The following is a 10,282-nucleotide window of genomic DNA, read 5'->3' on the forward strand; positions in this document are numbered from 1 at the left end:
GTGTTATATCACAGCGCCCCCTTTTTTCGCCGCCCCTGTGGAGGGATGCAATGACCGTCAACACCCGACTACCCGCTTGTTCCATCCTGCTATTGGCAGGCGGACGCGGCCAGCGCATGGGCGGCCAGGACAAGGGATTGGTGGAATGGCTGGGCGAGCCGATGATCGCGCATCTGCAGCGCAAGGTCCGTGCAATGACTGACGACCTGATTATTTCCTGCAACCGCAACCGCGAGCGCTACGCGCCGTTTGCCGATCAACTGGTTGCCGACGATGAAGGCGATTTCCCCGGGCCACTGGCCGGGATTCGTGCCGGCCTGAAAGCCGCACACCATTCGCACTTGCTGGTACTGCCCTGCGATGTTCCACGCATCGACACGGCATTGCTGCAGAGCATGCGTGAGACGGCGCAGCTGAATTCTGAAAAACCTTTAATGTTGCGTCATGGCGAACACTGGGAACCGTTGCTTTGCGTGATCCCGCTGAGCCTTTCGGCGGCCTTCGAAGAGGCCTGGAACGCCGGTGAACGCAGCCCAGGCCGGGTGATGCGCAGTCTCGGCGCGACGGCTCTGCAATGCCCGGACAACGACCCGCGTCTGGCCAACCTCAACACCCCCGAACTGTTAAACGCTTACAACACTGTGTCAGACTGACACCATTCAAGGAACTCTCACGCCTTGTATACGTCTCAAGCTCAGTAACCAAAAGAATTCCCATTCGGAGACACACTCATGACTCAACGGACCCTCGCCACTTTCATGCTCGCACTGGGCCTGGCTACCCTCGCCGGTTGCTCCTCGCCTACAGTGATCACCTTGAATGACGGTCGCGAAATCCAGGCCGTCGACACCCCGAAATACGATGACGATTCGGGCTTCTACGAGTTCCAGCAGCTGGACGGCAAAGAGACCCGCATCAACAAGGATCAGGTGCGTACCGTTAAAGAACTGTAAGTTCTGGTCAACCGGATAAAAAAAAGCCCGCATTGATTGCGGGCTTTTTCATGGGCGCTCGAAATGTGCCTGCACTCTCACCATTGCAGCTTGATCCGGCTCTCAAACTCGCGCGTTTCTCCGGTCACAGGGTCAATGAATTTCAGCCCCTGCGCCAGCAGCTTCAGCGGGTTGGCGTAGTCATCCTCGACATCTTTCAACACCTGCGGATAAAACGGATCGTTGCAGATGCTCGCGCCCAATGCAGTCATGTGGACGCGCAGTTGATGTTTCTTGCCGGTCACCGGATACAACCCATAGCGCCACAGGTCGCCGTTCCTTTCCCGTACTTCCACTGCCGTTTCGGTATTGCTGACACCGGGACCCTCCTGCATGCGGAAGAACGGCTCGCCGTCGACCAGACGGCTCTTGTGTACCAAGGGAAATTCCAGATCCGGCAGTGCCGGGGCAATCGCTTCATAACGCTTGTCGATCTGCCGCGTCGGGAACAACGACTGGTAGGCCGAACGGGTCTGCGGATTGGCCGAGAAAATCACCAGCCCTGCAGTATGTCGATCGATACGGTGCAGCGGCACCAGATGAGGGTTGTCCAGACGGCGGATCAAGCGGCGCAGTAACGTTTGCTCAACGTACTCCCCGGCCGGCGTCACCGGCAGGAAGTGCGGTTTGTCCGCAACGACCAGGTGTTCATCGGCATACAGAATCGTCTCGAGCACCGGAATCGGCTTTTCGTCCGGCACTTCGCGAAAGTAATGAATGCGCAAACCTTCCTTGTAAGCCAGGTTCACGTCGATCGGCTGACCATTGCCATCCAGTACACGCCCTCGGGCAATCCGGTCCAGCCATTGCTCACGGCCAATGGCACTGAAATGCTCGCACAGACAATCGAGTACGGTCCGCCATTGACCCGGCGGCAGATAGAGCGTGCTGGCCTGAGCGTGGGCGGCAGAGAATGTTGGATTGGACATATGGAAATTCGGACCCTCAATGCGAAGTCGCATTATCCAGCACTGAGGGAAACCTACCTAGCGCAGAATACTTACGCCGGGATCGACTTGAGCGCTGCGGCCTCGGTGAATTCCTTGAGCCAGCGCAGCACGTCAACCGCCTCCCAGCGACCCGGATCGTACAAGGCATAAAGCAAGCCCTGATAGCCGACCACATCAAGCTGTTTGTGATAACCGGCACGCTGGAACAGCGCCTCGATTTCGGCGAAACAGGTGTTGAAATGCAGCTTGTTGAAAGGCGTCTTGCCCTCCGTGACCAGCCCGTCCAGGCGCAATTCAAGAACCGCCTCGCGCACCACGTCAACCGACATCCGGTTCACGCTGTTCTTCAACTGTTCGACATTGACCACGGTTCATCCCTCTGACGCGTTTACTGTATGGGCATACAGTAACCGAACGAACCGTAAAAAGCCAAGGGATGGAACCTGGTGGCGACCGGCGGAAAAGGCAGGGAATCCGGCTCAACGCAGAAACGCGACAACCTCGTCCGCGCTGAACGGCCAGTCCAGTTCCGCCCCGGTATCGATTCGGCGCAGCACTGGAATTCTCAGGCTGTAAGCCTCGTACAAGGTTTCATCTTCAGCAATATCAATCAGCTCGACCAATAGCCCATGCTCGACAAGAGGCATGAGCTCGGCTTCAGCGACTTCACAGAGATGACACCCGAGAGTGCCGAACAACTGACATTCAGGAGGCATGTGCGCGCAACCGCAAAATGAGTGGGGCTCCATTCTAGGCCTGCGCGCAAAACCCGTCGAGCCAGCACCGCCCAAAGGCTCCAGCGCCGAATCAACGCAACGCTGGCAAAACCCTGACGCACATCAGTTCGCAGAAAAGCCGATTGCGCGATGCTTGCGGTCTTTTTGCTTCTACGCTTGAAAAGCCTGAAGCCGCCGCCGGAGTGTCCAGTGTTCGCCAATCTGTTGATCATCCTCGCCTCGTCCCTCGTGGTGATCGCCCTGTTTCGACGGCTGCGATTGCCGCCAGTGCTGGGCTATCTGTGCGTCGGACTGCTGGTCGGGCCGAGTGCGTTCGATTGGGTCAACGAGAGCGAACACCTGCCGGATGTAGCCGAGTTGGGCGTGGTGTTTTTGTTGTTTTCGCTGGGTCTGGAGTTTTCCCTGTCGAAGATGATTGCCCTGCGCCAGGTCGTGTTTCGCCTTGGCAGTCAGCAAGTACTGATCAGCACCGCGTTGCTCGGACTGCTGTTGATACTGCTGGGCATGCCAGTCACACCTGCGCTGCTGCTCGGCGCCGGGCTTTCGCTGTCGTCGACGGCAATCGTCACCAAAGAGTTGGGCAGCCTCGGCGAAGTGTTCAGCAGCCATGGGCAGAATGCGGTGGGGGTTTTGCTGTTTCAGGATGTCGTGGCGGTGTTGCTGCTGACCCTGATCCCGGTGTTCGCCGGCAGCAGCGAGCAAGCCTGGTACTGGGCGTTGCCGCTGACACTGGGGAAAACCGTGGTGCTGTTCGTCGGCCTGTTGCTGGCCAGTCGCTGGTTGCTGCCGCGGCTGTTTCACGAAGTCGCGGCCTCGCGCTCGGCAGAGTTATTTGTGTTGCTGGCGCTGGTGATCGTGCTGTTGACTGCCTGGCTGACCCACCTGCTGGGCCTGTCCCCTGCCCTTGGCGCCTTTCTCGCTGGGATGTTGCTCGGTGAAAGCCATTACCGCCACCAGATCGAGGCCGATATCCGGCCCTTTCGCGACATCCTGCTCGGGGTGTTTTTCGTCAGCATCGGCATGCTGATCGACCTGCAATTGTTTCTCAGCCACAGCCTGGCGATCCTCGGCCTCACCGTCGGCTTGATGGTGATCAAGGGCATCGTCGTGGCCTTGCTGGTGAAATGGCGCGGCAGCGACAGCGAAACCGCTTGGCGCAGCGGTTTGGCGCTGGCCCAGGGCGGCGAGTTCTGCTTTGCACTGATGGCGCAGATGCAACAGAACCGCATGCTGCCCGAGGGCTTGGGCGACCTGCTGCTGGCGGCGACATTCTGCTCGATGCTGCTGACCCCGCTGTTGCTGCGTGCAGCGCCACGCATCGCCGCAGCTCTGCATCGCAAACCCAATCAGGAAGCGCAGATCGAAGAAATCAGCGCGCTCAATGCCGACCTCAACCAACACGTAGTGATTTGCGGCTACGGCCGTGTCGGCCAATCGATCGGGCGGTTCATGAGCAATGCCAGACAACCTTACATCGCCCTGGACAACGACCCGGTGCGCGTACAGGAAGCCACCCATGGCGAAAGTGACGTGCATTATGGCGACTCGGCGCGTGGCGACCTGCTGACCGCCGTCGGCCTGCTACGTGCGCGACTGTTGGTGATCGCCGTGGATCAGAGCGATGTCGCCCTGCGCATCCTCAAGGAAGCCCGGCGGCTGAATGCCCATGTGCCGATTCTGGTGCGCACCCGCGACGACAGCCAGTGGGCCGAACTGAAAGCCGCCGGCGCCACTGAAGTGGTGCCGGAGCTGTTGGAGTCAAGCCTGATGCTCGCCTCTCACGCGTTGATCATGCTCGGATTGCCCGCGCATAAAGTGCAGGAACAAGTCGATCAGGTGCGCATCGACCGCTATCGCCTGCTGCATGGTTTTTATCCCGGTTCCGACGATGCCGAGACTTAATCCTGGCTCACCGCGCCGATCTTGTGCAGCGACAGGTCGGCACCGTAATACTCTTGTTCCTGGCTCAGGCGCAGACCATGCAATGCCTTGATCATGCCGTAGACGACGAAGCCGCCGACCAGCGCCACCGCGACGCCGAGCCCCGTGCCGATCAACTGGCTGATCAGGCTGACACCGCCGATACCGCCGAGCGCGGTCTGGCCGAAAATCCCGCAGGCGATGCCACCCCACACGCCGCACAAGCCGTGCAATGGCCATACACCCAGCACATCGTCGATGCGCCACTTCACCTGAGCGGCGGTAAAGCACCAGACAAACAGTGCGCCGGCGATCGCCCCGGTCAGCAGCGCGCCAACCGGATGCATCAGATCGGAACCGGCACAGACCGCCACCAACCCGGCCAGCGGGCCGTTGTGCAGAAAGCCTGGGTCATTGCGCCCGACGATCAACGCCGCCACTGTGCCGCCAACCATCGCCATCAGCGAGTTGACCGCGACCAGGCCACTGACGCCCTGCAGCGTCTGCGCACTCATCACGTTGAAGCCGAACCAGCCGACAATCAGAATCCACGAGCCCAATGCCAGAAACGGAATGCTCGACGGTGCGAACGCCACCAGACGCCCATCGCGGTAGCGGCCATTGCGCGGACCGAGCAGCAACACGGCCGCCAGCGCCAGCCAGCCACCCATGGCATGCACCACCACGGAACCGGCAAAGTCATGGAACGCGGCGCCGAACTGCGCCGTCAGCCAGGCTTGCAGGCCGTAGTTGCCGTTCCAGATCATGCCTTCGAAGAACGGATAAATGAACGCGACGATCAGCGCCGTGGCGCACAACTGCGGAACGAAACGTGCGCGCTCGGCGATACCGCCGGAAATGATCGCCGGGATCGCCGCAGCAAACGTCAGCAGGAAGAAAAACTTCACCAGTCCGTAACCGTGATCGGCGCTCAGCACCGCTGCCGGTTGCATGAACGTCACACCGTAAGAGATCCAATAGCCTATAAAGAAATAGGCCAACGTGGAGACGGCGAAATCGCTGAGGATCTTCGCCAGCGCGTTGACCTGGTTTTTCTGCCGGACCGTTCCGACCTCCAGAAAGGCGAAACCGGCGTGCATCGCCAGTACCATGACGGCACCGATCAGAATGAACAAGGTATTGGAACTGTGAACCAGCGTGTCCACAGCGCTTTGCAGATTTTCCATAAGCAGGCAGACCTAACGGCAGAAAAGGCACCAAAGCGGCTCATGCGCACAATTCATGCACCAAGTTGCAACCAGACAGGCACCGAATGGGATCTTCAGCGAACTGCTTTGGCGCATCAGGTCGATGTGCTGACACGAACCGCGATCATTCGGAACAAGGTTTCCCGGGGCGTACGCCCGGCAACAGCGCACAATGCCCGGGCGACGCACCACAACACAGCAATTGTCGTACCAGTCATTTCTACTGAACCTTCGCGCAAGGCTCATACTCGAACGCTTCAGACGTCACTACGGAGATCCACCCCATGGCCAGCATCAAGGCAAAGACTGCTCAAGACATCCTGATGAACGACTTCCAGACCCTGGTCGCCGACACCGAGCGTTTGCTCGAGCACACCGCCACCCTGGCCGGTGATCAGGCCGATGAGCTGCGTGCGCAGATCCACGACAGCCTGTTGCGTGCCCGCGAAACCCTGAAACTGACCGAAGACAGTCTGCGCGAACGCGGTCAGGCTGCGGTGACCGCCACTGAGGAATACGTGTCGGCCAACCCATGGCAGTCGGTCGGTATTGCCGCTGGCGTGGGCTTTCTGATTGGCCTGCTGGCCACTCGGCGCTGATCATGTCGATCGGTGAATCCGGCCCGACTGCGGGCACCGCCTCTTCCACGCGACGCCTGGGCGCCGCCGTTCTGGGTCTGCTGCACAGTCATGTCGAATTGTTCGGCATCGAATTGCAGGAGCAGAAATCCCGCACTGTCAGCCTGTTGCTGTTCGCCGGGCTGGCGCTGGTCTTTGCCCTGTTGCTGCTGGTGGGGTTATCGACGCTGGTGATGATTCTGTTCTGGGATACGTATCGCCTGGCCGCCATCATCGGGCTGTGCGTTTTTTACACCCTGGCCTCGATCTTCTGCGGACTGCGCCTCAAGGCGGCCATCTTCGATGAGTCCTCGCCTTTCCACGGCACGCTCGAAGAGCTGGCCAACGACCGGGAGCGCCTGCTGCCATGAGCCATCCTCAATTGCCGCATAACAGCTCACGCCGAGAAATGCGCAAGGCGCTGATTCGCCTGCGCATGGAAATGCATCGCCAGGAAATCCGCCATGAGGCCGGGCAGGTTCTGCAGCCTTTGCAGCGCGTGCGCGGCATGACGCAGGGTCTGCACAGCGGCTTCGGTATCAAACACGCGCCATTGTGGGGCGTGGCTGCCGTTACGCTGCTGGGCTTTCTCACCGGCAAAGGCGCGAAAAGCGGCGGCGCCGGTGGGGTCAGCCGCTTGATCCGGCTCGGCACCACGCTGGGGCCGCTGATCAAACTGGTCATGCAGAGTTCGGCTAAACGTTGAAGTGATCCATCTGGCTACATTCTTGCACTGACGGCGGGATGAACCTGTTATCCGCAGGTTCAATCCCGCACGCCTACGCGGCCATCGGGGTTCATCAAAACAAGAACCAAGGAGGCCCCGTGATCGACGGGCAACCGCTCGCCTGCTTTCAACCGTTCATCGATACCGCCACCGGACTGATTGCAGGCGTCGAAGCGCTGGGCCGCCTGCGCCAGGCTGACGGCCAACTGGCTTCGGTCGGTCCGTTGTTCGCCGATCCGCGTACGCCCGCGATTGCCCTGCGCCGCCTCGACCGACAGATCCGTGACAACGCTTTGAGCCGCCTGCACGAAGCGCCATCCGACTGGTTTCTCAGCCTGAACATGTCGCCGCGCTGGATCAGCCGCCTGCGCGCCGGCCAAGCGTTGCCCAGCCTCGGGCAACTGGCACGACACGCGGTCGACCCGCAGCGCATCGTCTTCGAAATCACCGAACTGGGCGGCGATGATCAGCGCCTGGCCGAGGTGGTCGCGCGTTATCGCGAGGCTGGTGCCAGAATCGCTATCGACGACTTCGGCGCCGGGTATTCCCAGCTCGATCGGGTGCTGGCATTGCAACCGGACATTCTCAAACTCGACATGCGCCTGTTTCAGGCCGCAGCCTTGGGAGGGCCGAGCAGTGACGTGGTCAAGGCGCTGGCGCAAATGGCCGAGAAGACCGGCTGCTGGATCATTGCCGAAGGTGTCGAAACCGAAGCGCAGCTCAATTTTGCGCTGGAATGCGGGTCGCGCTACGTGCAGGGTTTTCTCTTCGCACGGGCGCAAGAGGCGTTCTTCCCCACTGATGCGTTTGTGCAGCGGTTCGCCGAACTGCGTCAGCGCTATGTGCGGCAGAAACTCGCCGAGCGCGGGCGGCTGATGCAGATGCGCCAGCAACTGGCCGAACTGATGTCGATCCTGCAAAGCTGGGCGCAGGCCCACGCACCATTGAGCGCGCTGCCACAACTGGACGCCTTCCCGTGGCTGCTGCGCTTTTATCAGTGCGATCGCCATGGCACGCAACTGACGCCGAATCTGGAGTGGCGCCAGCATCGCTGGGTCGCCGACAACCGATACCTGGGCCACAACTGGTCGTGGCGCCCGTACTTCTACCATCTGCTCGCCGAAGGCTGGGAGGAACGCCGTTTGACCCTGTCCAGCACTTACCGCGATGCCACCAGCAACCAGTATTGCCTCACCGCCGGGCAGTTTTTCGACAACGGCGAGCGCTTGTTGCTGATCGACATCGACGCTGCCGGCTTGTAGTTCCGCTTGCAGGAGCGTACGCGAACCGGGAAGCTAACGGCCAATATTCGAGTTTTCCTGACGGAGAGAAACAGCCTTGGATTGGCACACCCTGCTCAACCGCGAACGTCTCGGCAAGCCGCTGCACAGCCCGCAAGAACTCGGCCGCAGCCCTTTTCACAAAGACCATGACCGGATCATCTTCTCCGGCGCCTTCCGCCGCCTCGGGCGCAAGACCCAAGTGCACCCGGTCACCAGCAACGACCACATTCACACGCGCCTGACCCACTCGCTGGAAGTCAGCTGCGTCGGCCGCTCGCTGGGCATGCGCGTCGGTGAAACCCTGCGCAGCGCGCTACCCGAATGGTGCGACCCGGCCGACCTCGGCATGGTCGTGCAATCGGCGTGTCTGGCCCACGACATCGGCAACCCGCCTTTCGGCCATTCCGGTGAAGACGCCATCCGCCACTGGTTCCAGCAGGCCGCCGGTCGCGGCTGGCTCGACGGCATGAGCGAAGCCGAACGCGGCGACTTCCTTAACTTTGAAGGCAATGCCCAAGGCTTCCGCGTCCTTACGCAACTGGAATACCACCAGTTCGACGGCGGCACCCGCCTGACCTACGCGACCCTCGGCACCTACCTGAAATACCCTTGGACTGCACGCCACGCCGACTCGCTGGGCTATAAGAAACACAAATTTGGCTGCTACCAGAGCGAACTGCCCCTGCTTGAGCAGATCGCCCACAAACTCGGCCTGCCGCAAATCGAAGATCAACGTTGGGCGCGCCATCCATTGGTGTATTTGATGGAAGCCGCCGATGACATCTGCTACGCGCTGATCGATCTCGAAGACGGCCTCGAAATGGAGCTGCTGGAATACGCCGAAGTCGAAGCGCTGCTGCTCGGCCTGGTCGGCGATGACCTGCCGGAAACCTATCGTCTGCTCGGACCGCAAGACTCGCGTCGACGCAAACTGGCAATCCTGCGCGGCAAAGCCATCGAGCACCTGACCAACGCCGCCGCACGCGCCTTCGTCGAACAGCAGGACGCACTGCTCGCCGGCACCCTGCATGGCGACCTGGTCGAACACATGCACGGTCCGGCCAAACGCTGCGTACTGAACGCCAAAGACATCGCACGCAAGAAAATCTTCCAGGACAAACGCAAGACCCTGCACGAAATCGGCGCCTACACCACCCTGGAAATCCTCCTCAACTCCTTCTGCGGCGCCGCACTGGAACAACACAACGGCCGCACCCCGTCCTTCAAGAGCCGACGCATCCTCGACCTGCTCGGCAGCAACGCCCCCGACCCGCAAGGCTCGCTACACACCTCATTCCTGCGCATGATCGACTTCATCGCCGGCATGACCGACAGCTATGCCAGCGACATGGCCCTGGAAATGACCGGACGCTCCAGCCACTGAGGCCTGCATGTTCCGGCAACATCAAAAGCCCCTCACCCTAGCCCTCTCCCGGAGGGAGAGGGGACTGATCGTGGTGGATGCGAGAGTTACGCCGACTTGGGATACCGAGTCGTACCCAAATTTTGAACGGCCCACAAATCGGCTCCCTCTCCCTCGGAGGGAGAGGGGACTGATCGTGGTGGATGCGATAGATGCGCCAACGCGCGATACCGAGTCGAATACAGCACTTGAAAAGCACACAGATCGGCTCCCTCTCCAGGGGGAGAGGGTTGGGGTGAGGGGCAGCCACACCAAAAATCCAAAGCCAACCACCCGCTTCTAACCACTCAACAATGAGCGTTAGCTCGCGTGCTCTTGATCTTGATCTTGATCTTGCCTAACCAGCGACATCGGAAGGCTGAGTGGAGGGATCGATCCGGGCGTGGGAGCGCAGCGACCGTACGACGAAGTCGTACACAGCGGAA

Annotated in this window: 12 protein-coding genes; 8 read left to right on the forward strand and 4 right to left on the reverse strand. The window is 60.5% G+C overall.

The window, feature by feature from the left end; all coding sequences use genetic code 11:
• Positions 1-50: 50 nt before the first annotated feature.
• A complete protein-coding gene (gene mobA, locus ACYYKW_RS14485; protein ID WP_093099738.1) occupies positions 51-653 on the forward strand; it encodes a molybdenum cofactor guanylyltransferase MobA in 603 nt (200 codons plus the stop codon).
• Between the two features lie 78 nt (positions 654-731).
• Positions 732-953 (forward strand): YgdI/YgdR family lipoprotein, encoded by a 222-nt coding sequence (locus tag ACYYKW_RS14490; protein WP_016770600.1) that lies wholly within the window; start codon positions 732-734, stop codon positions 951-953.
• Positions 954-1,030: 77 nt separating this feature from the next.
• On the opposite strand, the gene ACYYKW_RS14495 is transcribed toward ACYYKW_RS14490, so the two are convergent.
• The 3 genes from ACYYKW_RS14495 to ACYYKW_RS14505 all read right to left on the reverse strand — a co-directional run bounded on the left by ACYYKW_RS14495 (position 1,031) and on the right by ACYYKW_RS14505 (position 2,658).
• Complete coding sequence (locus ACYYKW_RS14495) at positions 1,031-1,921, reverse strand: pseudouridine synthase (RefSeq protein WP_464990420.1); 891 nt, start codon at positions 1,919-1,921, stop codon at positions 1,031-1,033.
• Between the two features lie 71 nt (positions 1,922-1,992).
• On the reverse strand, positions 1,993-2,310 hold the full coding sequence (locus ACYYKW_RS14500) for a transcriptional regulator (protein WP_003226726.1): 318 nt from the start codon (positions 2,308-2,310) through the stop codon (positions 1,993-1,995).
• 111 nt (positions 2,311-2,421) lie between these two features.
• Positions 2,422-2,658, reverse strand: a complete 237-nt coding sequence (locus ACYYKW_RS14505; RefSeq protein ID WP_093099733.1) for a glutaredoxin family protein — start codon at positions 2,656-2,658, stop codon at positions 2,422-2,424.
• Positions 2,659-2,868: 210 nt separating this feature from the next.
• Here ACYYKW_RS14505 and ACYYKW_RS14510 point away from each other — a divergent pair, with 210 nt between their 5' ends.
• The gene (locus ACYYKW_RS14510) at positions 2,869-4,581 is read left to right on the forward strand and encodes a cation:proton antiporter (protein WP_464990421.1); all 1,713 of its coding nucleotides are present in this window, start codon (positions 2,869-2,871) and stop codon (positions 4,579-4,581) included.
• On the opposite strand, the gene ACYYKW_RS14515 is transcribed toward ACYYKW_RS14510, so the two are convergent.
• Positions 4,578-5,786 carry an ammonium transporter gene (locus ACYYKW_RS14515; RefSeq protein ID WP_090284901.1) on the reverse strand — a complete coding sequence of 403 codons (1,209 nt, stop codon included), beginning with the start codon at positions 5,784-5,786 and terminating at the stop codon, positions 4,578-4,580. The genes ACYYKW_RS14510 and ACYYKW_RS14515 overlap by 4 nt on opposite strands.
• A 305-nt stretch (positions 5,787-6,091) precedes the next feature.
• Here ACYYKW_RS14515 and ACYYKW_RS14520 point away from each other — a divergent pair, with 305 nt between their 5' ends.
• The 5 genes from ACYYKW_RS14520 to ACYYKW_RS14540 all read left to right on the forward strand — a co-directional run bounded on the left by ACYYKW_RS14520 (position 6,092) and on the right by ACYYKW_RS14540 (position 9,818).
• Positions 6,092-6,406: an ElaB/YgaM/YqjD family protein gene (locus ACYYKW_RS14520; protein ID WP_090284903.1), complete on the forward strand. Its 315-nt coding sequence runs from the start codon at positions 6,092-6,094 to the stop codon at positions 6,404-6,406.
• Between the two features lie 2 nt (positions 6,407-6,408).
• Positions 6,409-6,795, forward strand: coding sequence for a phage holin family protein (locus tag ACYYKW_RS14525; protein WP_090284905.1), 387 nt, complete (start codon positions 6,409-6,411; stop codon positions 6,793-6,795).
• The gene (locus ACYYKW_RS14530; protein WP_090284907.1) at positions 6,792-7,130 is read left to right on the forward strand and encodes a hypothetical protein; all 339 of its coding nucleotides are present in this window, start codon (positions 6,792-6,794) and stop codon (positions 7,128-7,130) included. The genes ACYYKW_RS14525 and ACYYKW_RS14530 overlap by 4 nt, the downstream gene beginning before the upstream one ends.
• A 119-nt stretch (positions 7,131-7,249) precedes the next feature.
• Positions 7,250-8,413: an EAL domain-containing protein gene (locus ACYYKW_RS14535; protein ID WP_464990422.1), complete on the forward strand. Its 1,164-nt coding sequence runs from the start codon at positions 7,250-7,252 to the stop codon at positions 8,411-8,413.
• Positions 8,414-8,489: 76 nt separating this feature from the next.
• A complete protein-coding gene (locus ACYYKW_RS14540) occupies positions 8,490-9,818 on the forward strand; it encodes a deoxyguanosinetriphosphate triphosphohydrolase (protein ID WP_090284911.1) in 1,329 nt (442 codons plus the stop codon).
• Positions 9,819-10,282 lie beyond the last annotated feature (464 nt).

The sequence above is a fragment of the Pseudomonas sp. 15C genome (genome assembly GCF_055484735.1).